General features: G+C 62.1%; 22 protein-coding genes. 9 read left to right on the top strand and 13 right to left on the bottom strand.

The window, feature by feature from the left end:
- Positions 1-12: 12 nt before the first annotated feature.
- The 12 genes from ACQRD3_RS00350 to ACQRD3_RS00295 form a co-directional block, all read right to left on the bottom strand.
- The gene (locus ACQRD3_RS00350) at positions 13-582 is read right to left on the bottom strand and encodes a thymidine kinase (protein WP_080907106.1); all 570 of its coding nucleotides are present in this window, start codon (positions 580-582) and stop codon (positions 13-15) included.
- A 28-nt stretch (positions 583-610) separates the two neighbouring features.
- Complete coding sequence (mutY, locus tag ACQRD3_RS00345; RefSeq protein ID WP_080907105.1) at positions 611-1645, bottom strand: A/G-specific adenine glycosylase; 1035 nt, start codon at positions 1643-1645, stop codon at positions 611-613.
- 181 nt (positions 1646-1826) lie between these two features.
- Complete coding sequence (locus ACQRD3_RS00340; RefSeq protein WP_427779108.1) at positions 1827-2585, bottom strand: NYN domain-containing protein; 759 nt, start codon at positions 2583-2585, stop codon at positions 1827-1829.
- A gap of 11 nt (positions 2586-2596) precedes the next feature.
- The gene (locus ACQRD3_RS00335) at positions 2597-3403 is read right to left on the bottom strand and encodes a M55 family metallopeptidase (protein ID WP_080907103.1); all 807 of its coding nucleotides are present in this window, start codon (positions 3401-3403) and stop codon (positions 2597-2599) included.
- Entirely contained in the window at positions 3400-4152 is a 753-nt protein-coding gene (locus ACQRD3_RS00330; protein WP_080907102.1) for a sugar phosphate nucleotidyltransferase, read from the bottom strand. Before ACQRD3_RS00330 ends, ACQRD3_RS00335 begins: the two co-directional genes overlap by 4 nt.
- A 245-nt stretch (positions 4153-4397) precedes the next feature.
- Positions 4398-4934 carry a ribosome hibernation-promoting factor, HPF/YfiA family gene (gene hpf, locus ACQRD3_RS00325; RefSeq protein WP_080907101.1) on the bottom strand — a complete coding sequence of 179 codons (537 nt, stop codon included), beginning with the start codon at positions 4932-4934 and terminating at the stop codon, positions 4398-4400.
- Positions 4935-5047: 113 nt separating this feature from the next.
- Positions 5048-5890, bottom strand: coding sequence for a fumarate hydratase (locus tag ACQRD3_RS00320; RefSeq protein ID WP_080907100.1), 843 nt, complete (start codon positions 5888-5890; stop codon positions 5048-5050).
- A 198-nt stretch (positions 5891-6088) separates the two neighbouring features.
- A complete protein-coding gene (locus ACQRD3_RS00315; protein WP_427779105.1) occupies positions 6089-7420 on the bottom strand; it encodes a S1C family serine protease in 1332 nt (443 codons plus the stop codon).
- 25 nt (positions 7421-7445) lie between these two features.
- Positions 7446-8894, bottom strand: a complete 1449-nt coding sequence (locus ACQRD3_RS00310) for a sensor histidine kinase (RefSeq protein WP_080907098.1) — start codon at positions 8892-8894, stop codon at positions 7446-7448.
- Positions 8891-9583, bottom strand: a complete 693-nt coding sequence (locus ACQRD3_RS00305) for a response regulator transcription factor (protein ID WP_080907097.1) — start codon at positions 9581-9583, stop codon at positions 8891-8893. The genes ACQRD3_RS00310 and ACQRD3_RS00305 overlap by 4 nt, the downstream gene beginning before the upstream one ends.
- An 83-nt stretch (positions 9584-9666) precedes the next feature.
- Positions 9667-10836, bottom strand: a complete 1170-nt coding sequence (locus ACQRD3_RS00300; protein WP_080907096.1) for a cation diffusion facilitator family transporter — start codon at positions 10834-10836, stop codon at positions 9667-9669.
- A 168-nt stretch (positions 10837-11004) separates the two neighbouring features.
- A complete protein-coding gene (locus ACQRD3_RS00295) occupies positions 11005-11775 on the bottom strand; it encodes a sensor histidine kinase (protein ID WP_427779103.1) in 771 nt (256 codons plus the stop codon).
- Between the two features lie 252 nt (positions 11776-12027).
- Between ACQRD3_RS00295 and gap the strand changes: the two genes are divergently transcribed.
- Positions 12028-13041, top strand: a complete 1014-nt coding sequence (gene gap, locus ACQRD3_RS00290; protein ID WP_080907094.1) for a type I glyceraldehyde-3-phosphate dehydrogenase — start codon at positions 12028-12030, stop codon at positions 13039-13041.
- Positions 13042-13177: 136 nt separating this feature from the next.
- Here the strand turns inward: gap and ACQRD3_RS00285 are convergent, their stop codons facing one another.
- A complete protein-coding gene (locus ACQRD3_RS00285; RefSeq protein WP_080907093.1) occupies positions 13178-14656 on the bottom strand; it encodes an AAA family ATPase in 1479 nt (492 codons plus the stop codon).
- A gap of 208 nt (positions 14657-14864) precedes the next feature.
- Here ACQRD3_RS00285 and ACQRD3_RS00280 point away from each other — a divergent pair, with 208 nt between their 5' ends.
- The 8 genes from ACQRD3_RS00280 to ACQRD3_RS00245 all read left to right on the top strand — a co-directional run bounded on the left by ACQRD3_RS00280 (position 14865) and on the right by ACQRD3_RS00245 (position 25430).
- Entirely contained in the window at positions 14865-15992 is a 1128-nt protein-coding gene (locus tag ACQRD3_RS00280; protein WP_427779101.1) for a cysteine desulfurase family protein, read from the top strand.
- A gap of 14 nt (positions 15993-16006) precedes the next feature.
- Positions 16007-17383 carry an MATE family efflux transporter gene (locus ACQRD3_RS00275; RefSeq protein ID WP_427779099.1) on the top strand — a complete coding sequence of 459 codons (1377 nt, stop codon included), beginning with the start codon at positions 16007-16009 and terminating at the stop codon, positions 17381-17383.
- Between the two features lie 212 nt (positions 17384-17595).
- Entirely contained in the window at positions 17596-18651 is a 1056-nt protein-coding gene (gene hrcA / locus ACQRD3_RS00270; protein ID WP_427779097.1) for a heat-inducible transcriptional repressor HrcA, read from the top strand.
- A 34-nt stretch (positions 18652-18685) separates the two neighbouring features.
- On the top strand, positions 18686-19246 hold the full coding sequence (gene grpE, locus ACQRD3_RS00265) for a nucleotide exchange factor GrpE (RefSeq protein WP_427779095.1): 561 nt from the start codon (positions 18686-18688) through the stop codon (positions 19244-19246).
- 56 nt (positions 19247-19302) lie between these two features.
- Positions 19303-21171: a molecular chaperone DnaK gene (gene dnaK / locus ACQRD3_RS00260; protein ID WP_427779093.1), complete on the top strand. Its 1869-nt coding sequence runs from the start codon at positions 19303-19305 to the stop codon at positions 21169-21171.
- A 277-nt stretch (positions 21172-21448) separates the two neighbouring features.
- Positions 21449-22600 carry a molecular chaperone DnaJ gene (gene dnaJ / locus ACQRD3_RS00255; RefSeq protein WP_427779091.1) on the top strand — a complete coding sequence of 384 codons (1152 nt, stop codon included), beginning with the start codon at positions 21449-21451 and terminating at the stop codon, positions 22598-22600.
- A 55-nt stretch (positions 22601-22655) separates the two neighbouring features.
- A complete protein-coding gene (locus ACQRD3_RS00250; RefSeq protein ID WP_427779090.1) occupies positions 22656-24614 on the top strand; it encodes a phospholipid carrier-dependent glycosyltransferase in 1959 nt (652 codons plus the stop codon).
- Between the two features lie 12 nt (positions 24615-24626).
- The gene (locus ACQRD3_RS00245) at positions 24627-25430 is read left to right on the top strand and encodes a histidinol-phosphatase HisJ family protein (protein WP_080907085.1); all 804 of its coding nucleotides are present in this window, start codon (positions 24627-24629) and stop codon (positions 25428-25430) included.
- Positions 25431-25483 lie beyond the last annotated feature (53 nt).

Raw genomic sequence — 25483 nt, 5'->3', positions numbered from 1 at the left:
CGGTCCACCCCCTTATTTGGGGCCCAGGCTGCCCTCTTTCCAGTGCTTCCGGCACAGGCCGATATAACGGTCGTTGGCCCCCAGCACCACCTGCTCGCCCTCCTTGAGAACCGTTCCGTTCTCGTCGAAGCGGGCGTTGCAGGTGGCTTTTTTCCCGCACCAGCAGATGGTCTTGACTTCCTCTATGATGTCCGCCCAGGCCAGCAGGGCCTCAGAGCCGGGGAAGAGATCTCCCTTGAAGTCGGCCCGCAGGCCGTAGCAGATCACCGGCACGCCGAGGTCGTCCACGATCTCGGTGAGAAAGCCGACCTCCTCCCGGCTCAGAAACTGGGCCTCATCCACGATGACGCACTGATAAGTGCGCAATTCCGAAGCAGACATGGCCCGCAGCTCATCGAACCAGATACAGGGATAGCTCAGGCCGATGCGGGAGTTGACGATGGCCTTGCCCTCCCGCTGGTCGATCCCGGACTTCACCATCAGCGCCTTCTGGCCCCGCTCCTCATAGTTGTAGCGCACCATCAGGGCGTTGGCCGACTTGGACGAGCCCATGACCCCGTAACGGAAATACAGCTTTGCCATCCTTCATTCCACCTAATCTCTTTTTCTTTTACTGTCCCCCGCCGGCCAGATGCTCCTCCACCAGGTGGGAAAAGCTCTGAAAGGCGCTTGGGACCGCGTAGACGCCCGCCAGCTCGGTCCGGTCGGCCCACACCCATCCCTCGGGCAGGGCGTCGGTACCGGCCTCCACGACATACGCCCTCATCCGCCACTCCATGTGGGTGAAAATGTGTTTTCCTTCTCCGCCGAAGGCCGCCGCACCCTCCACGGGGGGCGGCCAGGGAGAAAGCTCGTTGGGATATTCCCACAGCCCGGCCAGAAGGCCCTTTTCCGGGCGGCGGCGCAGAGCGATTTTGCCCATTCGGACAATCAGATACACCGTCCGCTCCTCGATCCGGCGCTCCTTTTTCTTCGGCTTCACCGGAAGCTGGTCAATGGTGCCCTCCCGGAGGGCGGCGCAGAAACCAGCAGCGGGGCAGCGGCCGCACAGAGGCGCGCCGTTGGGAAGGCACACGGTGGCGCCCAGCTCCATGAGCGCCTGATTGTAGTCCCCCGGAGCAAAGCGAGGCATGGTGTCCAGCAAAGCCTGCCGCAGAGCGTTTTTGGTCTCGGGCCGGGTCACATCCCGGTGGTCGTCGGTGAGACGGCTCACCACCCGGAGGACGTTGCCGTCCACCGCCGGGACGGGGATCCCGAAGGCGATGGAGGAGACGGCCCCCGCGGTGTAGTCACCCACCCCGGCCAGGGAGCGGATGGCGTCATAGTCCGACGGGAATGTACCCCCGAACTCCTCCATCACCTGCCGGGCGGCCTTTTGCAGATTTCGGGCCCGGCTGTAATAGCCCAGGCCCTGCCAGAGCTTCATAAGCTCGTCCTCCGGGCAGGCGGCCAGATCAGCCACCGTGGGCAGCGCCTCCAGAAATCGGCGGTAGTATTCCAGCACCGCCGCCACCCGGGTCTGCTGGAGCATGATCTCCGACACCCACACATGATATGGCGTGGGGTCGCTCCGCCAGGGCAGCACCCGGGCGTTTTCCCGATACCAGGTGAGCAGAGGGATCGGCAGCTCTTCCAGTTCGTTCACCCGTTCTCCCTCCTCCCAAAAAGTCTGTTTTATTATACTGTGTCTGTGCGCAAATTTCAATGGCGGCAGACGGCAAACTGCCGCTGGGCAGATTTTCCCTCCGCGCACCCCGCATAAAATTCAGGCAGGTATCTGCAGCGCAGATACCTGCCTGAAGCTGTTCGGACCCTGAAAGCGCCCCTCAGCCCCCCCGGGCCTTTTTGTCCCGGACGTAGATATGCTTGACATGGGGCGCACTGGTGGGCCGGGCGTCGATCTCAAAGCGATCAATGGACTTCACCAGATTGGTGAGCTTTTCAAAGCCGTAGTTCCGGGGGTCGAAGTCGGGCCGCTTCTTGGAGAGGGCCGTCCCCAGCTCTCCCATAAAGGCCCAGCCGTCCTCGTCGGAGACGTCCTGCACCGTGGAGGCCAGCAGGCGCACGATCTTCTGCGGGATGGGCTTGCGGGCGGCGGGGGCGGGCACCGCAGCCGCCGCCTTCTCCTCCTGCTTCTCCACCGGTTTGTTCCGGATGACCTCCACATAGATGAACTTGTCGCAGGCGGCAATGAACGGAGAGGGGGTTTTCTTCTCCCCGATGCCGTAGACCCGCATCCCGGCCTCCCGCAGACGCAGGGCCAGGCGGGTGAAGTCGGAATCGCTGGACACCAGTACAAAGCCGTCCACACGCTGGGAGTAGAGGATGTCCATGGCGTCAATGATCATGGCCGAGTCGGTGGAGTTTTTGCCGGTGGTGTAGCTGTACTGCTGGATGGGGATGATGGCGTTTTCCAGCAGCAGAGGCTTCCAGGAGTCCATGTTGTTCATCGTCCAGTCCCCGTAGATCCGCTTGACGGTGGGGGTGCCGTACTTGACGCACTCCTCCAGGATCTCACACAGGGCAGTTCGGGGCGCGTTGTCCGCGTCGATCAGCACCGCCAGTCGGGATTCGTTTCCTTCCATACTCACCGCCCTCAGTCGCTGAGCACGAAGTGGCTGAAGCGGAGCATCTCAAACCAGTCGTCGGAGGAGAAGCAGACGTTCTTCTCCTCCTCCAAAATGGCCCCGGGGTAAAAGCTCTTGGAATAGGCCATGGTATGCTCCTTAAAGCGCACTGTCATCTCGAAGAAGTCCGGCATGGACACCATGCAGTTCCTGGCGTTCTTCACGCCCCGCTTGGCCCCTTCCCTGATGGCCTTCACCGCCGCGTCCGGATGCATGGACACCACCGCGCCGCCCCGGCCCTCGTTCACGGGCACGGTGACGATGCCGGGAATAAACTCCTCGGCAAAATCGCACAGTGCCTTGTCCCCGGAGAGAAACACCACGGGGACCCCGTAGTAGCCGGCGGTATAGGCGTTCATCATGAACTCGCTCATCCGAACGCCGTTGAGCGTGACGTATTCGTTGCGCAGGTTCATGGTGTGGGAGAGGGGGTTGCCTCCGCTGGAGGCCCATGCGTGGTAGCCGGTGAAGAGCACCGCGCCGTAGTCCCCGCCGTCCAGGCCGCTCATCATGGACAGGGGATCCCCCGTCCAGCCCCGCATCATCCGGGCGCACTCGGGGAGGGCGGCCGGGTCAATGTTCCGGGCGGAATCATGGGCGTCCTTGATAAAGATCTGCCCGGCTCCCCCGGCGACGGCCCCGTCGCAGGCCGCCCGGACCTCCCGGGTCATCTGCTTCTGGAAGGGCACATAGTCCCGGGGGGTGGAGCGCTCGGTCTCCGACCAGTCGGTGATGCCGCAGGTCCCCTCAATGTCGGCACTGATAAATACGTTCATCTCATTTCCTCCCGCTGTTTCAAGATGGCCTCCACCTGGCTGAGCTGCTCGGGGGTATTGACTCCCAGCATCTCCTCCGGGGTGCAGGCCGCGCAGACGCCGACCTTCTCCCCCTGGCGCAGCAGCCAGGCCGGGGCGTCCGTCAGGTAGTATTCCCCCTGGGCATTGTCGGGGCGCAGGGTGGTCAGCGCCCGCCACAGCTCCCGGGCGTGGAAGATGTATACCCCCGCGTTCAGCTCCTTGACCTCCCGTTCCGCCGGGGTGCAGTCCTTGTCCTCCACAATGCGGGCAAAGCCACCGTTCTCGTCCCGGAGGATACGCCCGTAGGGCAGGGGCTGATCGGCCACACCCGCCATCAGGGTGCAGGCGTTGCCCTGGGCCAGATGAGTCTCCCACAGCTTTTCATAGGCCGCCCGGCCCATGAGCGGCATGTCTCCGCAGCAGATGAGCACATGGCCCTCAAAGCCCTCCAGCGCCCCCTGAGCGCACTGCACGGCGTGTCCGGTGCCCAGTTGGGGGCTCTGGTGGGCATGGGGGTAGCCGGGAAACGCCGCAGTGACCTTATCACCCTCATAACCCACCACCAGCACGGTGTCCCGCGCCGGCAGGAAGGACAGGGCATCCAGAACATAGCTCAGCAGGGGCCGCCCGCCCGCCAGGCGAAGGACCTTGGGCAGATCCACACCCTCCGTGCGCAGCCTGGTTCCCTTGCCCGCCGCCAGAACAACGGCTTTCAAGCATTCACTCATAGTTTTTTCCCCTTTTATCCTTTGATCTCATTTTGACCGCCCCGCAGTCAAACACGGGGGCCAAAGCACTCATATCCCTCCGCAGCGTCGGCGGTGAAACGAGACGTGTAAAAACAGCTTGAATTTATCTTTAGTATAGCACAGCACAGGGTATTTGCAAACGGTGGATCTGGAACTTTTCCCCCAAAAACAAAACAGCGGGCCGTGGGAGACTTCCCACGGCCCGCTGTCTTGCTGTCATTCAGTCAGGTGTCGTCCTCAATCAGTCCGTAGCCGCCGTTGTCTCTCCGGTAGACCACAGAAAACGCGCCTCCGGCATCCTGATTTTTAAAGGCAAAGAATGCGTGTCCCACCAGATTCATCTGGAGGACCGCCTCATCCACCGTCATGGGCTTGATGGGGAACCTCTTGGTGCGCACCACATCATAGACCTCTTCCGGCTCGTCGGGGACAAAAGAGGTCTCATCCGGCGTGCGGACAAAGGCGTCTTTGCGCAGGCGCTTTTCCAGCCGGGCCTTATTTTTCCGGAGCTGCCGCTCAATGTCGGCCACAGCGGCGTCGATGGTCGCAAACATATCGGCAGTGCTCTCGGAGACACGGAGGATCGTGCCGCCGGAGCGAATGGTCACTTCGGCGCAGTTGCGTCCCTTTTCCACGCTGAACACCACGGCGGCATCTGCCTCCGCCGGGAAGAAGCGATCCAGTTTGCCCACCTTTTTCTCCGCATACTCATGGACCTTTTTGGGCAGGGTGACCTTCTTGTCGGTAAACGTGAACTTCATAAACTGTCAGCTCCTTTCTTCCGGGGGAGCCGGGGAAGTCCTCTGCTCCCCTTGCCGCAAGTATATCACAAGTCCACAAAAATTCCAACCGTTTTTCCGTTTTTTGGGGTGTTTTATAAAAGAATCTCCGCATGGCGGGTCACATGGCAGCCCAGGCTGACGGCACAGGGCAGCCCGGCAATGTGAGTCGGCCCCGCCAGGATCGCCACCGAGAGAGCGGTGGTGGAACCCCCCAGGCCCTGAGGGCCGATCCCCAGCGCGTTGATCCGCGCCAGGGCCTCCCGCTCCATGTCGCGGTAAAAGGGATCTTGGGCAGTCTGGTCCACCGGGCGAAGAAGCGCCCGCTTGGCCTGCTCGGCCGCCCACTCGGCCGTTCCGCCCAGGCCCACCCCCACCACAACGGGCGGGCAGGGATTGGAGCCGGCGGCATCCACTGAGGCGGTGATAAAGTCCAGAACGTCCTCCCGTGACGCTGAGGGCTTGAACATTTTCAGCGCAGTCATGTTCTCGCTGCCAAAGCCTTTTGGAGCAACGATGAGCCGCAGTCCGTCTCCCGGCACCAGCCGCAGGTGGAGGATGGCCGGGGTGTTGTCCTCCGTGTTGACCCGGCGCAGCGGGTCGGCCACCACCGAACAGCGGAGGTGGCCCTCCACATAGCCTCGGGCCACTCCCTCGTTGACCGCATCCTCGAACGCGCCGTCCGTGATATGGACCTCCTGACCCAGCTCGGCAAAGATCACCGCCATACCGGTGTCCTGACAAATGGGAAGGCCCCGGTCCCCGGCAAAACGGAAATTCTCCGCGATATCTCCCAGGATGCCCCGGCCCACCGGGGATTCCTCCGTCTCCGCGGCCCGCTCCAGCGCCTGCCGCAGGTCTCCGGGCAGCTGAGTGTTGGCCTCGATGCACAACTGCCGCACCGCCTGAGTCACCTCGGCACAGGAAATTTCACGCATACTGTCTCCTCCTCATGTCAGTCGACCGGGTTCGACAAAACCTTTGTTTGACATTATTTTGCAAATATGGTATAAAATATCTCGTAAGCCGATGTGCGGTCTGAAAGCATCCGTGTTCATTCCATTCTCCCCGTGCCACACTTTGGGCGTCCCTTCCTGCGGAGGGGACGCTCCTTTTTTATGCCCCGGCGCAGCCGCTCACCGGCTCAGCAGCGCCTGCTCCATCAGGCGCACGGAGACCGCCTGCTTTTCCCCGCCCCGCCGGAACTCCAGGGTAATGGCGTCCCCCGCCTCATATTGTGCGATGATCTCCCGCAGATCCTCTGTGGTGTCCACCGGCTCCCCCTGGGCGGAGACGATCACATCCCCCGCCCGGAGGCCCTGGGCCTCTGCGTCGCTCCCGGCTGAGACCGAGACGATCCGCGCGCCGGCGTGGGCCTCCGCGCCGCCCGTCTGGTTGACCACCGTCACGCCCAGCACCGGCCGGCCCGAGACATAACCCCGGGAGATCAGCTGATCCACCACCATTTTCGCGGAAACGGTGGGAATGGCAAAGCCCAGGCCCTCGATGGTGTCATAGTCCGACATCATCTTCATATTGGTGATCCCCACCACCTGGCCGTATTGATTGATCAGCGCGCCGCCGGAGTTCCCCGAGTTGAGGGCGGCTGTGGTCTGGACCAGGGTCATGTCCCAGCCCTCCACCGCCACCGTGCGGTCGATGGCGGAGACGATCCCCTCTGTCATGGTCCCCCGCAGCTCCTCACCCAGAGGATTCCCGATGGCATAGACCCCGTCTCCCACCCGGAGCGCGGAGGAGTCTCCGAACCGTGCTGTGGGAAGTCCGCTTCCGTCGATCTTGAGGACCGCCAGATCGGTCTGGCTGTCATACCCCACCAGCAGCGCCTGCCGGGTGGAGTCGTCGGAGAGCGTCACGTCCACGCGCAGACTGCTCTCGATGACATGGGCGTTTGTGATGAGATATCCGTTAGAGGACATCATGACTCCCGTGCCCAGTGACTGACCGTTTCGCAGAGTGGCCCGGACACTGACCACCGCGGGACTCACCTTGATGTAGATGTCCTGGGGCGTCAGAAGCTCTCCCTCCGCCGTCTCCAGCATCAGCACAGTTCCGTCCCCGGCAGGATAGCGCTCCACCAGTGTCTCTCCGGAAGGTTCCTGCCACTCTCCCCAAAGGCCGGGCTCCTCCCGCCCGGAAAAGGGCGGCTCCGCCGCGGGGATCCGGGCGTTCCAAAACGCCCCCGCCGCGGTGAGCGCCAGAATGGCAGCCAGAAATGCGGCAAAGATCACCCGGGCCCTGTGTCCGGCGGCATCTTTCTCCCGGCGGGGCTTCCAGGCCGGGGGCGTGCGGTGAGGCTTTTTTTCCGGATCGGGCGCTCCACCGGGTGCGGCTCCACCCGTCGGCCCCCCTCCGAAGGGCACAACAGGATCCCCCACACTCCAGGCGGTTCCGGGGATCACCCGGTCGCCGTGGGGCCAGCCCACGGGATCATAATAGCTGCGGCGCATGGGCCCCTCCTTATCCTTGCACGGCTCAGGCAATGGTCAGGGTAAAGGTAAACTCCGTTACCCCGTTCTCGCTGGTCACCGTGATATCTTCCTTGTGGTTATTCATAATAGTCTTGACAATATAGAGTCCCAATCCCACACCATCCCGGTCCTCGCTGCGGGAGTGATCGGTTTTGTGGAATCGGTCAAACACCTTGCCCAGCTCCTCGGGCGGGATGGTGTCCCCCTGATCGCGCACCGAGACGTAGGCTTTCTCCCCCTTGACCTGGATCCCCAGGCCCAGAGCGGTCCCCGGCCGGGCGAACTTGATGGCGTTGTCCAGGAGGTTGTAACACACCTGGGTAATGGCGTCCGGGTCGCCCCAGACCATCACCGGCCCGTCGGGCAGCTGGGTCTCCACATCCAGCCCCCGGCCGTTGATCTTCCCCTCCAGGCTCACCAACACCCGGATCAGCACCTCGGAGACATCGAAGCGCTCCTGGGCCGTGACGTTCTCGCTGGACTGGAGCCGGGACAGGTCCAGCATCCGCCGCACCAGCCGGGACAGCCGCCGGGTCTCGGAAGAGATGGTCTTCAATGCCTCGACCTCCTTCTCCGGTGGGATGGTCCCGTCCAGAATGCCGTCGGCAAAACCTGCGATGGTCGTCATGGGCGTTTTCAGTTCATGGGAGACGTTGGCGATAAACTCACTGCGCTGGGCCTCGTCCTCGGCCAGGGACTCGGCCATGGCGTTGAATGCCTCGGCCAGCTCTCCCATCTCATCTTTCCGGTTTTCGCAGCCCTCCACCCTGGCGTCAAACTCCCCTTTGCCGAACTTCCGGGCCGCCTCCGCCATGTCTTTCAGGGGCTTGGTCTGCCGGAGGGAGGTCACCGAGCTGGCCAAGGCGGACAGCAGGAACACCACGCCCGCAGACAACAGGAAGATGGAGGCAAAATCCCGCCACATGCGGATGAGGCTGGAGGTATCGCTGGCCACCAGAACCACGCCCCGCTGATAGGTCTGGCCGCTGATAAAGGAGTTTTGGACGATGGGCCTGGCGGCCACATAGCATTTGTCAGACAAAAGGCCCCCCAGCCCGGTGATCCCGGCGTAGCTTCCCTCGCCGGCAATGCGGTTCATCAGCTCGGCGGGCACCGTGCCGCTCAGCAGGCTGTTCGTGCCCATGCCGGAACCCGAGGCGGCATAGACGATCTCTCCGTTGTTTTCCGCCAAAATCACGGTGGAGCCGGAGATGTTGGCCAGGGAGGCCACATAGAGCTGGTAGGCCGGCTCCTGAATGCTGGAGCCGATCCCGCTGGCCAGATAGGTCCCGGTAAAGGAGGCCACGTAGCTGGCGTTGCGCTCCATAGATTCTTTTTTGTCCTGAATGGTGTATTGATAGCTCAAGGCGGCAAACGCGCCGCCCAGCAGGGTGAACGCCAGCAGCAGCACCCCCGCCATCATGGCGAACTGCCGCTTGTAGATGCTCTTCACGGCGTGCCGACCTCGAACTTATAGCCCACGCCCCAAACCGTTTTCAGGCTCCACTGGTCGCTGATCCCCTCCAGCTTCTCCCGCAGGCGCTTGATGTGTACGTCCACGGTGCGGGAGTCTCCGAAGTAATCGAAGCCCCACACCTCGTCCAGCAGCTGATTACGGGTGAACACCCGGTTGGGCGCGGAGGCCAGGTGATAGAGGAGCTCCAGCTCCTTGGGCGGCGTGTCCACCCGCTTGCCGTCCACCAGAAGCTCATAGGCGTCCAGATTGATGACCAGCCTGTCAAACGCCAGCTTTTTCTCCCCGCCGCTCTCGCTCTCTCCGCCGGTCCGGCGGAGCACGGCGTGGATGCGGGCCAGCACCTCCTTGGTCTCAAAGGGCTTGACGATGTAGTCGTCCGCCCCCTGCTCCAAGCCGGTGACCTTGTCGCCGGTCTCGCCCTTTGCGGTAAGCATGATCACCGGGGTCTTGCTCTCGGCGCGGATCTTCTTGAGCACCGACCAGCCGTCCATGACAGGCAGCATGATGTCCAGCAGTACCAGATCGGGGGCGAAGGAGCGAAACAGCTCCACAGCTTTCCCGCCGTCCGGCGCGGTCTGGGTCTCGTAGCCCTCTTTCTCCAAGTACAGATGGAGCAGCTCGGCAATATTGACTTCGTCCTCTACAATCAGAATCTTTTGTGCCACGCCAGGTTCCCCCTTTTCCAATTTGCGTTTCCATTATAACGAAACGGAAGCATTTTCGGTGAATGAACTGTAAATTTTCCACTCTATTCCGTGTAGGGATGGTCGATTTGGATCACGGTGAGATAGCGGCTGTTCCGCACCCGGGCCAGTCGGGCCATCTCCTGCCGGACCTCGCCGTCGGACATCGGGCACTTCCGGGGGACCACCAGATCAAAGATCAGGTTGGTGTGGGTCGGCCCTTCGGTCATCCGGAAGTCGTGGAGCGTGATCTCCGGGTCGATCTGCCGGGCCAGTTCCAGCATCTCGTCTCTCCGGGCGTTGACCAGGCTGTCGTCGGTGGCGATGGGGTCCATGTGTATGGTTGCCATGATGTGGTACTTGGAGCCCAGTTCCCGCTCTATGTTGTCGATCACGTCGTGGGTGGCCGCCATATCCGCGTCGATGGAGACCTCCGCGTGAAGCGAGGCCATGATATGTCCCGGCCCGTAATCGTGAACGATGAGATCGTGCACCCCCCTCACCTCCGGATGCTCCAGAACGGTCTCCCGGATCCCGGACACCAGCGCCGGGTCGGGTGGCTGCCCCAGCAGAGGGCTGATGGTGTCCTTGGCGGCCTCCCAGCCGGTTTTAAAGACAAAGGCCGCCACCACCACCCCGACCCAGCCGTCGATGGAGAGATCGGCAAAGTGGCCCGCCAGCAGGCCCAGCAGTACCGCACTGGTAGCCACGCAGTCCGAGAGAGAATCGGCCGCGGTGGCCGCCATGGCGGCCGATTCGATGCGCCGGCTCAGTGTTCGATTGAATACATACATCCAGAGCTTCACCAGAATGGAGGCCGCCAGGATCCCAGCCGAGAGCGGGGAAAAAGACACCGCTTCCGGGTGAAGGATCTTCCCCACAGCGCTCTTTGCCAGCTCTACCCCCACCAGCAGGATGGCCACAGATACCGCCAGACCCGCCAGATATTCGATCCGCCCGTGTCCAAAGGGGTGATCGTCGTCCGCCTTCTGCCCCGCCAGGCGGAAGCCCACCAGCGTCACCAGAGAAGAGGCTGCGTCGGAGAGGTTGTTGAAGGCGTCGGCCGTGACCGCCACCGAAGAAGTGATGACGCCTGCGGTAAATTTTCCCAGAGAGATCATCAGGTTGAGAAAGATGCCCACAGCGCCGGACAGGGTTCCGTACCTCTCCCGCACTGCGGGGTCCTTTACATTTTGGTAATCCTTTACAAACTTTCGCAGCAAAAACTCGATCAAAAGGGCTCCTCCCTCCCCTTCCGGCCGGTTTCCCCGTCCGGAATTTGGGTATTTTATTATTATCCCACGAACGGCTTTCATCGTCAAGGGCAGAACCGATTCCATGCCCGGGCAAAAAAGGAGAGATCCTGTCCATCCGGACAGAACCTCTCCCTCTGCTGCGTTTTCTCACTCCACATCATCCGGCAAAAATGCCTCCCGGGGCAGGATCTGGGACAGCTCCACCAGCGCGGTGGAAAACCCGCCGAAGCGGTCGTATCCCATCTGCGGGGACCTTACCAGACCGCCCTCGTCCCGGCTTACCGGCAGGGAGAGCACCGCCCGCACCCCGCACTCCTCCCGGTTTTCCAACACCAGAACCCCGCCGTGAAGCGCTGCAATCTGCCTGGCCGCCGTCAGACCCAGCCCCACTCCGCCCGGCTGCTTGAGCAGCGGGTCTTTGGGGCGTTCCTCCCCGCGAAGGCCGGGGCCGTCATCCCCAACAGATAAAAGAGCCCTGGTGCCTTTCCGGCTGAGCCGGAGCACAACATGCCCCCCTGCCCCGACCGCCTCCAGGGCATTGGCGATCAGGTTCAGGACAGCCTGTTCCAGCAGGGTGCCGTCGGCCTCGGCCAAAAGGTTCTCGCTTTCCAACTCGCACCGAAAGGATACGCCCATACGCTCAGCCAGCGGCTCCACCTGTCGGGCCAGATTCCGGCACAGACCCGCCAGATCCAGTTTCTCCTTCCGGCAAAGGGGAGGCCTTTCCCGGCTGAGTTCCAAATGGGCGACAGTGCGCAGAAGGCGGTAAAGATTTTGGTTCATCACCGCCAGGTACTCCATGTCCTTTTTGCTTCCCCGTTCCCGCACCAGCGGTGTCAGTAGCTGCGCCGCCGCCAGCAGGTTGCTCACCTGCTCCCGCAGCTCCTGGACCAGTTTTTCCCCCGTCTGCGTCTCCATGCCACGCCTCCGCACTCAGTGATATTATCTTGTGCAGTTTTCTTCCGTACAGTATAGCAAAATCTTCCTGCTCCAACAAGAGGAATTTGTCGGAAAAAAGAAAGTATTGTCGAAAGCATAAAATTCATTGGACAAATTCCAGAAAATTTCCGGGAAAATCAGCATTTTTCCTCTTTTCTATTTCTTGCGTTTGGGATATAATTTATTGTATCGCAATGGTTCGTTATATTGAATCACAAAGGAGTAATGAACATGAGCATTAAGGTTGGCATCAATGGATTTGGCCGGATCGGCCGTCTGGTCTTCCGCGCCGGCATCGACCGCCCCGACATCGAATTTGTGGGCATCAACGATCCCTTCATGACCCCTGACTATATGGCTTATATGCTGAAGTACGACACCATGCACGGTCGCTTCAACGGCACCGTCAGCTTCACCGACCATTCCATCATCGTCAATGGCAAAGAGGTGGAGTTCTTCGCCCAGAAGGATCCCAAGGACATCCCCTGGGGCAAGGTGGGCGCCGAATACGTGGTGGAGTCCACCGGCGTGTTCCTGACCAAGGAGAAATCCCAGGCCCATATAGACGCCGGTGCCAAGAAGGTTATCATGTCCGCCCCCTCCAAGGATGACACCCCCATGTTCGTCTGCGGCGTCAATCTGGACAAATACACCTCCGACATGCAGTTTGTCTCCAACGCCTCCTGCACCACCAACTGCCTGGCCCCCATCGCCAAGGTGCTGCACGATAACTTCGGCATCACCGACGGTCTGATGACCACCGTCCACTCCACCACCGCCACCCAGAAGACCGTGGACGGCCCCTCCGCCAAGGATTGGCGCGGCGGCCGCGCCGCCGCCGGCAACATCATCCCCTCCTCCACCGGCGCTGCCAAGGCTGTGGGCAAGGTCATCCCCGAGCTCAACGGCAAGCTCACCGGCATGTCCATGCGCGTGCCCACTCTGGACGTGTCCGTAGTGGATCTGACCGTCAATCTGGCCAAGCCCGCCAAGTACGACGAGATCTGCGCGGCCATGAAGAAGGCCAGCGAGGGCGAGCTGAAGGGCATTCTGGGCTACACCGACGAGGACGTGGTCTCCAGCGATTTCCTGGGCGATACCCACACCTCCATCTTTGACGCCAAGGCCGGCATCGCCCTGACCGACACCTTCGTGAAGGTGGTCTCCTGGTACGACAACGAGATCGGCTACTCCAACAAGGTGCTGGACCTCATCACCTATATGTTCTCCGTGGACCACAAGTAAGATTTTCTGATTCGCTGGAAAGAGAGGCACCGCTGCTGCGGTGCCTCTCTTTCTCTCGCTTTGTTTCCCTGAGGAAAAGCGCGGGCAGCACAGCCGCCGCTCATTCTCCCGCTCCGGTCTGACAGGGGCTCGTCGTTCAGCCCTCCCGTCCCTTGTCGTCAGCGGAACGCTCTACCTCCGTCTCGGGGCATTCTTCGGCGGCGGGCTCCTCCCCGGCGGCAGCCTTCAGATCGGCCTCGTCCAGCGCCATCAGCGCCGCCCTGTCCGGGGCCTCCAGTCCGGCCACCCGGTCGGACTGACGGGATACCGCCCGCTCGAAGAAATTGCGCACATCCCGGGCGTTCCCGAAATTCTCGTCCCGGTTTTCGTACATCTCCTCCAGGAACTCCTTGGCGTAAGTCCCGGCGCGCTCGTCCAGCGTGTAGCCGTTCTTCCCGCACATGGACTGGAAGATCTGATACATCTGGGCGCCGGTGTAGTCGTCAAAGCGGAAATACTTGTTGAAGCGGCTCTCCAGCCCGGGGTTGGAGTGGATGAAGTCCTCCATGAGATCGGTGTAGCCCGCCACGATGACAACGAGGTCCTCCCGGTGGTCCTCCATGTTCTTGAGCAGGACCTCCACCGCCTCCTGCCCGAAGTCGTTCTGACCGGTGCGGCTGGTGAGCGCGTAGGCCTCGTCGATGAAAAGCACGCCGCCGATGGCCCTGGTGATGACCTCCTGGGTCTTGAGGGCGGTCTGCCCTACGAACCCGGCCACCAGTCCGGAGCGGTCCACCTCCACCAGCTGCCCCTTGGACAGCACGCCGATCACGTGGTAGAGCCTGGCCAGGAGCCTGGCCACCGTGGTCTTGCCGGTGCCCGGATTGCCCAGGAACACCAGGTGGAGAGACAGGGGCGGCACCGGCAGGCCCTCCCCCTCCCGGAGCTTGCGCACCTTCACCAAATTGATGAGGCTCTTCACATCGGCCTTCACCTGTGTGAGGCCGCACAGCTCGTCCAGCTGGGCCATCAGCTCGTCCACCGTGGGCTCCGGTTCCTTCTGTTCGACTGGTTCCTCCGGCTTTTCCGGCACACCCTGCGCCGGGGCCGGACGGGCAGTGACAAAGTCCTTCGCGTCCAGAGGCGTCTTGCCCCCCGCCAGGCCGTCCTTGTCACAGAGGCTGGAGAGGGCATCCGCGCAGCGGTTGACAAACCCCGCCTCCCCCTCGCTCACCACACCGTCCACCGCCGCGAACAGGAGGGCCATCAGCGTGAAGAGATCGATGAACCGCCGGGCCAGCCCGGCCCCCGCCACCTTGTCCCAGGCCCGCATCCGCCCAAAGCTCTCAGGGGGGCGGAACCCCGGGTAGTTGGCCACGCTGGTGCCCAGCTCCCAGTAAAGGATGGAGGGCGCCGGGTTCCCCCGGAGATAGATGGCGTTATAATACTCCACATAGCCCGGAGTCAGGGAGGCCCCGTCTGCCTTCCACACCCCCAGGGCACAGGACTGGAAAAAGGCGTCCAGATCCCGGCCCAGCCGAACCCGCAGGCCTGCGTCGGGCACGGAGCGGATAAAGGTAGAGACCCCCTCTTCGTATTGTTTGTGGACCTCTGCCGGAGACAATGGCGTTTTCATGATCGGTTCCCCCTGCTGCCTATGGATTCCTGGCATGGCATTCTGAGATCATATTATAACCTTATCCAGTTGATTTGGCAATCCAAAGCCCAAAAACACTTCTTTCCCCGCTCTTCCCCCGCCTATTGACTTTCCCCCTCTGCCGCATTAAAATAGTGAAACTGCTTTATAATACTAAAGGTACTTTAATGACAAGGAGATGCCCCCCATGTCCATCTATCTGGATCATGCCGCCACCACCCCGGTGTGCGGCGCTGCCGCCCGGGCCGCCTATGAGGTGATGACCGAGGGCTATGGCAACCCCTCCTCCGGCTACCCTCTGGGAAAGGCGGCGGCCAAGCGCCGGGACGCCGACCGGACGGTGATCGCGGGGGCGCTGGGCTGTCTGCCGGAGGAGCTCTTCTTCACCTCCTGCGGCACCGAGGGAGACAACTGGGCCATTTCCGCCGCCGTGGAACTCAACCGCCGGAAGGGAAACCACATCGTCACCACCGCCATCGAGCACTCCGCGGTGCTGGAGCCGATCAAAGCCCTCCAAAGCAAAGGCTTTGAGGTCACCTGGCTCAAGCCGGACCGGGCAGGCCGCATCGATTCCCAGGCGGTGGCTGAGGCCGTCCGGCCGGACACCATTTTGGTGTCCATGATGCTGGTGAACAATGAAGTGGGCTCCATTCTCCCTGTCCGGGCCGCGGCCGATGCCATCCGCGCCGCCGGCGCCCCCGCTCTGCTCCATGTGGACGCCGTCCAGGGCTTTCTCAAGGTTCCCTTCACGCCCAAGGAGCTGGGGGCCGACTTCGTGACCATCTGCGGCCATAAGATCCGGGCCCCGAAGGGGATCGGCGGGCTCTATATCCGCAAGGATCTCATTTCCCGGGTGAAGCCCCTTCTGCTGGGCGGCGGCCAGGAGCGGGGGCTCCGCCCCGGCACCGAGGCCACACCCCAGATCGCCGCCTTCGCCGCCGCCGTGGAGGCGTGGGTCCCGGGGACCCGGGAGCACATCCGGGAGGTCAAGGACTACGCCGCCGACACTCTCTCCGCCATCGGCGGGGTGGAACTCATCAGCCGGGGGGACGCCCCCCATATTCTGGCCCTTTCCATGCCCGCGTTTTCCGGGGAGTCGGTGGTGCGGGCTCTGGGGGAAAAGGGTGTGTATCTCTCCTCCGGCTCGGCCTGCCACCGGGGCAGGCCCAGCCATGTCTTTGAGGCCATGCCTCTCCCCCCCAAGCTGCGCTTCGGGGCCCTGCGGGTCTCCTTTGGCCCCGGCTCCACCCGGGAAGAGGTGGACACCCTGGCCGGTCTGCTGGCCGATATGACTCAGCGGGGCAGCCTGCTGTAACGGAGGTACGATCTGTGTTTTCCTATATGAGGAGGGGGAAGGCCTTCTACAAGGACGTGGTGACCCTCGCCATCCCCATCATTCTGCAAAATCTTATCACCAACTCTCTGGGCCTGCTGGACACCTTTATGGTGGGTCTGCTGGGAGAGGCCCCCATGGCCGCCGTCACCCTGGCCAACATTCCCATCTTTGTCATCCAGCTCATGATCTTCGGCTTCCAGAGCGGCGCGTCGGTCCTCATCAGCCAGTTTTACGGCAAGGGGGACAACGACTCCATCAGCCGGGTCATCGGTATCGGGATGTACATCTCCGGCGGGCTCACCTTTCTCTTTGGATGCGTCATGTACTTTTTCCCTGTGTGGTTCATGGGCCTGTTCGGCAATGAGCCGGCGGTGGTGGCTCTGGCCGCCCAGTACGCTAAAATGGTGGCCTTCTCCTTCCTTTTTGACGGCCTGGCCCAGGTGTACATCGGCGCCCACCGCAGCATGGCCAATCCCCAGCTGGGTCTTTACATCCTGGCGGTGGCCATGGTGAGCAACACCTTCCTCAACTGGGTGTTTATCTTCGGCCACCTGGGTGCCCCCGCCATGGGGGTGGAAGGAGCCGCCCTGGCCACCCTCATCTCCCGCTTCCTGGAATTCCTCTTCGCCGTGGGTCACGCCTGCCTGGGCAGGCAGTTCCGGATCCGACCCGGCTTCTTCTTCCGCCCCGGCGGAGAAATGCTGGCCCGGTATGTCCGCTATGCCACCCCGGTCGTCATCAATGAAACTCTGTGGGGCCTGGGCACTGCCCTCTACCCCACAATCATGGGCCACATGGCGGGCTCTCAGGCCATTCTGGCCGCCTTCGGCATCTCGGGCAACATCGAGCGGGTATCCACCGTGCTGGTCTTTGCGGTGGGCGGCACCTCCGCCATCATCGTTGGCCGGGAGATCGGCGCGGGACGCCGGGATACCGTCTACGAGGTGGGGCAGGCGCTGGATCTGCTGGCCTTCCTGTCGGGGCTGCTGGTGGGCGGCGTGTTCATTGTGCTCACCTTCGTCCTGTTCAGCCCCGTGCTCTACCCCATGTTCCACCTGTCGGCAGAGGCGTCCTCCATCGCCACCATGATGAGCCTGGTCACCTTCTCCGTCCTCTCCCTGCGCTCGTTCAACACCACCAACACGGTGGGCGTGCTCCGGGGCGGCGGAGACGTACGGGCCGCCTCCGCCATCGATCTCTCCCCCCTGTGGTTCGTCTCACTTCCCGCTGCCGCGCTGGCCGGACTGGTCTTTCACCAGAGCATCCTGGTCGTCTATCTGTGCATCTCCCTGGAAAATGTGGTAAAGTTTTTCCTGGGCGTTGCCCGGCTCCGCTCGGGGGATTGGATCCGGGACGTCACGGTAGACTGACCTCCCTTGTACTGGCAATCTCTTTCCCGGTTCGCTAACCGCCCGGAAGCGGCCGCCTCTCTCCTTTCCCCGGAGAGGGGCGGCTTTTTGGCCGAAATTGCCCTTCATTATTCATATTTTATTTACAACCCCAACTCTTGACATTGTAGGCCCGTGGTGGTACAGTATCTTTAGCACTCAGGAAGCGAGAGTGCTAAAATATTTTGTGAGAGGTGAGCGGCTTGGATCTGACTGATCGTAAGAAGAGAATTCTCCGGGCCGTCATCGAAAGCTACATCCAAAATGCTGAACCTGTGGGCTCCAAGGCGGTGGCTGAGTGGGCACGGCTGAACGTCTCCTCCGCCACCATCCGCAACGAGATGGCCGATCTGGAAAACCTGGGTTATCTGGAACAGCCCCATACCTCCGCCGGGCGTGTTCCGTCCCCCAAGGGCTACCGGCTCTATGTCAACGAACTGATGGATGACTACAAGCTCTCCATTCAGGAGACCCAGCGGATCAACCAGGCTCTGCACATCCGCATGAAGGCCCTCGACCGGGTCATCGACGAAGCCGGCCGGGTGGTGGCCAAGCTCACTCAGTACCCCGCCTTCGCCCTGGCCTCCGGGCCGGAGAAGATGACCATACGCCGGTTCGATCTGCTGCTGGTGGATCAGAGCGCGTTTATCGCCGTGGTAATGACCGACTCCAACGTGGTGCGCAACAAGCTCTTCCGCCTGTCGGGAGATCTGAGTGAATCTCAGCTGCAAATGCTGGGCACCCTGCTCAATACAGGCTTTACCGGCCTGACGCTGGCCCAGCTGACCCCGGAGCTGGCCCGGGTATCCCGCCACGCCACCCGGGAGGCTTACGAGCTCATTGAGCTGGTGGTGAATTTTGGCGCTGAGGTGCTGGATGATCTGGAAAAGCGTCAGGTCCACACCGCCGGCATCGCCAACCTGCTGGAGCATCCGGAATACCAGTCCCTGGAGAAGGCCCAGCCCCTGATGAGCTTCCTCTCCGACGAGGAGTTTAAGCCTCTGCCCAGCGACTGTGACCGCGCCACCGACATCCTCATCGGCCCTGAGAACGTGGCCGAGGCCCTGAAGGATTCCAGTGTAGTGATGGCCACCTATGACCTGGGCGACGGGATGCGGGGCTTGGTCGGCGTGGTTGGCCCCACCCGAATGGATTACGCCAAGATCTCCGCGCGGCTGTCCTATTTTGCCAAGGGTCTGACCTGGCTCATCGGCCAGGGCGGACTGCCTCCCGGTGACAAGGATCAGTGACGCGCACCAAAGATAGAACCAAGGAGGGAATCTCTTGAGTAAAAAAGAGAAGGAGAAGCAGGTCCCGGAGACCGAGCTTCCCAAGGAGACCCCGGCGGCCGAGACCGCCCAGACCGGGACACCCGGGCCCCAAGCAGAGGAGGCCAATCCCCTGCTGGAGGAACTGGAGACCCTGAAGGCAAATCTCTCGGAGCAGGAGGACAAATTCCTCCGTCTGGCCGCCGAGTACGACAACTTCCGCCGCCGCACCCAGAAGGAGAAAGAGGCCATTTACGCCGACGCCAAGGCCGACGCGGTGAAGGCCCTGCTTCCCGTCTATGACAATCTGGAGCGGGCCCTCAAGCAGGAGACCTCCGATGAGGCCTACGCCAAGGGCGTTGAAATGACCATGACCGGCCTGAAGAAGGCGCTGGGATCCCTGGGCGTCACCGAGATCGACGCCGCCGGGCAGCCCTTCGATCCCACCGTCCACAATGCCGTGATGCACGTGGAGGACGACACGCTGGGAGAAAACACCGTAGCTGAGGTGTTCCAGGCCGGATTCCGGCTGGAGGATAAAATCATCCGGTTTGCCATGGTGAAGGTGGCCAATTAGGCTTGCGCCCATCCTTTTGTAAAAAAGAAATTTACGATATAATTGGAGGAATTCATATGTCTAAAATCATCGGTATCGACCTTGGTACCACGAACTCCTGCGTGGCTGTCATGGAGGGCGGCGAAGCCGTCGTCATCCCCAACGCCGAAGGCAACCGCACCACCCCTTCCGTCGTCGCCTTTTCCAAGGACGGCGAGCGGATGGTGGGTCAGGTGGCCAAGCGCCAGGCTGTCACCAACCCCGACCGCACCGTGGCCTCCATCAAGCGTGAGATGGGCACCGACCACAGGGTCTCCATTGACGGCAAGGGCTATACGCCCCAGGAGATCTCCGCCATGATCCTGCAAAAGCTCAAGGGCGACGCCGAGGCCTACCTGGGCGAGAGTGTCTCCGAGGCCGTCATCACCGTCCCCGCCTACTTCACCGACGCTCAGCGCCAGGCCACCAAGGATGCCGGCCGCATCGCAGGCCTGGATGTGAAGCGGATCATCAACGAGCCCACCGCCGCGGCCCTGGCCTACGGCATCGACAAGGAGTCCGACCAGAACATCATGGTCTACGACTTGGGCGGCGGCACCTTCGACGTCTCCATCCTGGAGATCGGCGACGGCGTCATCCAAGTGCTGGCCACTGCCGGCAACAACCGGCTGGGCGGCGATGACTTTGACAAGTGCGTCATGGACTGGATGGTGGCCGAGTTCAAGAAGGACACCGGCATCGACCTGTCCACCGACAAGGTCGCCATGCAGCGGCTGAAGGAAGCCGCCGAAAAGGCCAAGATCGAACTCTCCGGCGTCACCTCCTCCAACATCAATCTGCCCTATATCACCGCCGATGCCACCGGCCCCAAGCATCTGGACCTGACCCTCACCCGCGCCAAGTTCGACCAGCTCACCGCCCATCTGGTGGACGCCACCTCCGGGCCTGTGAAGCAGGCCATGTCCGACGCGGGCCTGTCCCAGGGCGACCTGTCCAAGGTCCTGCTGGTGGGCGGCTCCAGCCGGATCCCCGCTGTGCAGGAGATGGTCAAGAAGCTCACCGGCAAGGAGGGCTTCAAGGGCATCAACCCCGATGAGTGCGTGGCTGTGGGCGCAGCGCTCCAGGGCGGCGTTCTGGTGGGCGACGTGAAGGATCTGCTGCTGCTGGACGTCACCCCCCTGTCCCTGGGCATTGAGACCATGGGCGGCGTGTTCACCAAGCTCATCGAGCGCAACACCACCATCCCCACCAAGAAGAGCCAGATCTTCACCACCGCCGCCGACAACCAGACCTCCGTGGAGGTCAACGTGCTCCAGGGCGAGCGCGAGATGGCGCAGTACAACAAGAGCCTGGGCCGCTTCAACCTGGACGGCATCGCCCCCGCCCGCCGCGGCGTTCCCCAGATCGAGGTCACCTTTGACATCGACGCCAACGGCATCGTCAACGTCTCCGCCAAGGATATGGGCACCGGCAAGGAGCAGCACATCACCATCACCTCCTCCACCAACATGTCCAAGGAAGACATCGACAAGGCCGTCAAGGATGCCGAGCGGTTTGCCGCCGAGGACGCCAAGAAGAAGGAAGAGGTGGATGTCCGCAACCAGGCCGAGCAGATGGTTTATCAGACCGAAAAGACCATGGAGGATCTGAAGGACAAGATCGACGCCGGCGACAAGTCCACTCTGGACGCCGCCCTCAACAAGCTCAAGGACGCCCTCAAGGGCACCGACACCGCCGCCATCAAGACGGCCACCGAGGACTTGAGCAAGGCCTTCTACCCCATCACCGAGAAGCTCTATCAGCAGGCCAATCCCCAGGGCGGCCAGCCCGGCCCCGACATGGGCGGCTTCAACGGCGGCGCCCAGGGCGGCGCGCAGTCCGGCCCCGCCGATGACGGTGTGGTGGATGCCGACTACAAGGTCGTGGACGACGACGACAAGAAATAAGGACCCTTTCCAAAACAGGCGGCGGGGCGGTTTTCCGCCCTTGCCGCCTGTTTGTGGGGCCTTCCGGGAAGCAGAAGGTTTCCCCGGAAGGAAGGAGCAGCGGAGCAAATGAGCTTTCGCGCTCCGCGCGAAAGCGAATGATACGGAGCCTGCTTTTATCCGTGGCCCCGCGAAACAAATTGTTTCACGGGGTGAGGAGGAGCATCGAAGTGAATGAACTTTCGCGCTCCGCGCGAAAGCGAACGATACGGAGCTTGCTCCGACGAGGTGACAACATATGGCTGAACAAAAAAGAGATTATTATGAGGTCCTGGGGGTTTCCCGCGGGGCCAGCGATGCCGAACTCAAAAAGGCTTATCGGCATCTGGCCAAGCAGTACCATCCGGACCTGAATCCCGGCGACAAATCGGCCGAGGCCCGTTTCAAAGAGGTCAATGAGGCCTACGAGGTCCTCTCCGACAAAGAGAAACGTGCCCGCTACGACCAGTACGGCCACGCGGGCGTGGATCCCAACTTCGGCGCCGGCGGACCCGGCGGCGGCTTCGGCGGCTTTGATATGGGCGACATCGACCTGGGAGACATTTTCGGCTCCTTCTTCGGCGGCGGCTTCGGCGGCGGCCAGCGGGCCAACCCCAACGCTCCCCGGAAGGGAGAGACCCTCCGCACCTCCGTGACCATCAGCTTTGAGGAGGCCGCCTTCGGCTGTGAAAAGGAGATCACCGTCTCCCGTTCCGAGTCCTGCGGCACCTGCCACGGCTCCGGCTGCGCAGCCGGGACCACGGCGGAGGTCTGCCCGGACTGCCACGGCACCGGCTCCATCCGCATCCAGAGGGGCGGCGGGGCCTTTACCTTCGCCACCACCGCGCCCTGCACCCGCTGCCAGGGCACCGGCAAGATCATCCATCAGCCCTGCCCCGACTGCAAGGGCTCCGGTTCGGTGCGCAAACAACGGAAGATCACGGTCTCCATCCCCGCGGGCATTGACGACGGCCAGGCCATCTCTCTGCGGGGCCAGGGCGGCGCCGGAAAGAACGGCGGCCCCGCCGGAGATCTGCTGATCTCCGTATCCGTGCGTCCCAGCGACAAGTTCCGCCGGGACGGCACCGCCGTCTATCTGGAGCAGCCGGTGACCTTCACCCAGGCTGTCCTGGGGGCCAAGCTCATCATCCCCACCATCGACGGCAACGTGGAGTACACCATGCCCGAGGGCACTCAGCCGGGCACCACCTTCCGCCTGCGCGGAAAGGGCATCCCCTCCATCAACGGCCGGGGCCGGGGCGACCAGTTCGTCACCATCCGGCTCCAGGTGCCCACTTCCCTCACCTCCGAGCAGCGGGAGGCCCTCAACGCCTATGCCGCGGCCATGGGAGAGCGCGTGGAAGAGTCCGGGATCAAAGGTTTTTTTGACAAACGCAAGAAAAAGAAATAAAATAGAGAGCGGGTTTTTCCCGCTCTTTATTTTTGCATTTTCGGGAGGCTGTGTCATGCAGTATATCACCCCCTCCATTCTGTTTGCCCTGGTCACCCTGTTCTGCGTCGGACTCTTTCTGCTCCGATACGTTCGCACCGCCTGGAATGGGCCGCTGGGTGCAGACTGGGTCAGAGGCCGGACAGGATCCGGGCGGCTCACCTTTGCCGGAACCTGCCACCCCATGGAGAAGCAGGATCGGCTGCCGGTGCTCCTCATCACCCTGGTCTACGCCGCCACCGCCTTCTTCCTGCTGGGGGACACCACCGCCCCCCAGAGCGTCTATGAATTTGCCGGCGGCGAACCGGTGACCATCGCAGTCTACGGGGACGCCGTCTACACCACCGGGATCCGCTACTACTCCGGTCTGGGCACGGGGGCCTACAATGTGGAGATCTCCGCCGACGGGGAAAACTGGCTCACCCTGTGGCAGCGTAAGAACGACCCGGAGGACACGGAAAAGGTCACCGGGTGGTACTGGGCGCAGGCGGAGGACTATGATCCCAGCTATGCCCTGACGCAAAAGTACAATCAGCTCTATAAATGGATCGACATCACGGTGGAAAATCCGCAGAACGTCCGCTTCCTGCGCATCACCGGCAAGGCGGAGAAACCCCATCTCCAGCTCTCCAAGTTCTGCCTGCTGGGGCAGGACGGCCGCCCGGTCCCCTTCCACTGGGCCATGGCCGACGGCTCCAAAGCCGCTTCGGAAGTCCGGGACCTCTTTTCCGTGGACGCTACGGTACCCGCCAAGTCCACCTGGTACAACTCCACCTACTTTGACGAGATCTACCACGCCCGCACCGCCCAGGAGCACATTCAGGGGGTCTACCCCTATGAGGTCACCCATCCCCCGCTGGGCAAGCTCATTCTGGGCATCGGCATCCGGCTCTTCGGCATGACTCCCTTCGGCTGGCGATTCATGGGCACGCTCTTCGGCGTGGGGATGCTCCCCATCCTCTATGTCTTTTTGAAAAATCTCTTCGGCAAGACCCCGACGGCCGCCTGCGGTACCATTCTTTTTGCCGTGGACTTCATGCACCTGACCCAGACCCGGATCGCCACCATCGACACCTACGGCGTCTTTTTTATCCTCTGCATGTACTTTTTCCTCTATCGCTACCTGACTCTCCCCGCCGGAACCAGCTTCCGGCAGGGAGCCCTGCCCCTCTTCCTCTCCGGGCTCATGTGGGGCCTGGGGGCAGCCTCCAAGTGGACGGTGATCTACGCCGCCGTGGGGCTGGCCGTCCTCTACTTCATGGGCTTTTATCAAAAGCTCCGGGACTGGCCCGAGGAGCAGCGGGGGGAACGGGCCGTCTGGTGCGTAAAGACGCTGGCCTTCTCCGTGCTCTGCTTCGTCGTGATCCCCCTGTGCATCTACTGCGCCGCCTATCTCCCCTATGCCATGGCCAAAGGGGACACCAGCCTGAAGGGCCTTCTGAGCACCGTCTGGGAGAACCAGAAATATATGCTCCACTACCACGAGGGAGTCAATCAGAGCCATCCCTATTCCTCCCGGTGGTACCAGTGGATCGTGGACGGACGTCCCATTCTCTACTATATGGACAACACGGTCCCCGGCTTCACCACCCGCTTTGCAGCCTTCTCCAACCCCGTGGTCTGCTGGGCGGGTCTGGGCGCTGTCATCCTCTGCGCCGTGCAGGCCTTCCGCCGCCGCTCGGCAAAAGCCGCCTTTGTGGTGGTGGGCTACCTCTCTCAGCTGGTGCCCTGGATGTTCATCGGCCGCACCACCTTCGAATACCACTACTTCCCATCCATCCTCTTTCTGATCCTGGCCCTCTCCTTCCTGTTCAGCGGCCTCATGGAGGCCGACGAGGGCTGGAGAAGACCGGTTTACGGCCTTACCTGCCTCTCGGCGGGACTGTACGCTCTCTTCTACCCCGTCCTCATCGGTCTGACCATCCCGACCTGGTATGAACCACTGGTGAAATGGATCGAAAGCTGGCCATTTTAAGGAGTCATATTCATGTTTCTCACAGACTACCACACGCATTCTCTCTGCTCTCCCGACAGCTCCGCTCCCCTGACCGCCATGGCCCAGGCGGCGCGGGACGCCGGCATGGACGAGCTTTGTCTCACCGATCACTGCGACCTTCTCTCCGCCGACGGCAAGCTGGACCTGTCCTTCCGGTGGGCCCCCATCGAGAAACAGCTGGCCCTGACCCGGCCTGTTTTTGCCGGGATCCTCCCCATCAAAATGGGGCTGGAGCTGGGAGAGGCTTGGGAGGATCCCGCCGCCGCCGCAAAGCTCGTCAGCCGCCCGGAACTGGACTTTGTCATCGGCTCCGTCCACAACCGGGGCCGTGCCTCCGGAGGCATTGATTTCTATTATGTTAACTACAACAGTGAGGAGACCTGCTACGCCGCTCTGGACGACTACTTCTCCTGTATGGAGGCCCTTGCGGAACTGGACTGCTACGATGTGCTGGGTCATGTGATCTATCCCCTCCGCTATATGAACGAGCGGGATGGAAACCACGTCACCCTGGACCGGTATTGGGATCGCATCCGCGAAATTTTCCGCCGCGTGATCGCCAAGGGGAAGGGCATTGAAGTCAACACCTGCCGCGGCCGGAACATCGCCGACTGGAGGCCTGTCCTGGCCCTCTATCGGGACTGCGGCGGAACGCTCATCACTCTGGGCAGCGACGCCCACCGCCCGAATGACGTGGGGCTCGGCATTCGGGCGGCGGCGGAGCTGGTAAAAGAGATGGGCTTTGGCTCCATCGCCGTGTACGAACGCCGTCAGCCCAGACTGATCCGGCTGTGAGGCTGCACTCCCCATCTATTTTTCTGTCCATCCATTTTTACAATCATAGGAGG

Origin of the sequence: Candidatus Pseudoscillospira sp. SGI.172 (genome assembly GCF_050313575.1) — a bacterium.
Classification (GTDB): Bacteria; Bacillota; Clostridia; order Oscillospirales; family Oscillospiraceae; genus Vermiculatibacterium.
The sequence above is the reverse complement of the archived record's forward strand: the minus strand, read 5'-3'. Positions and strand labels throughout refer to the sequence as shown.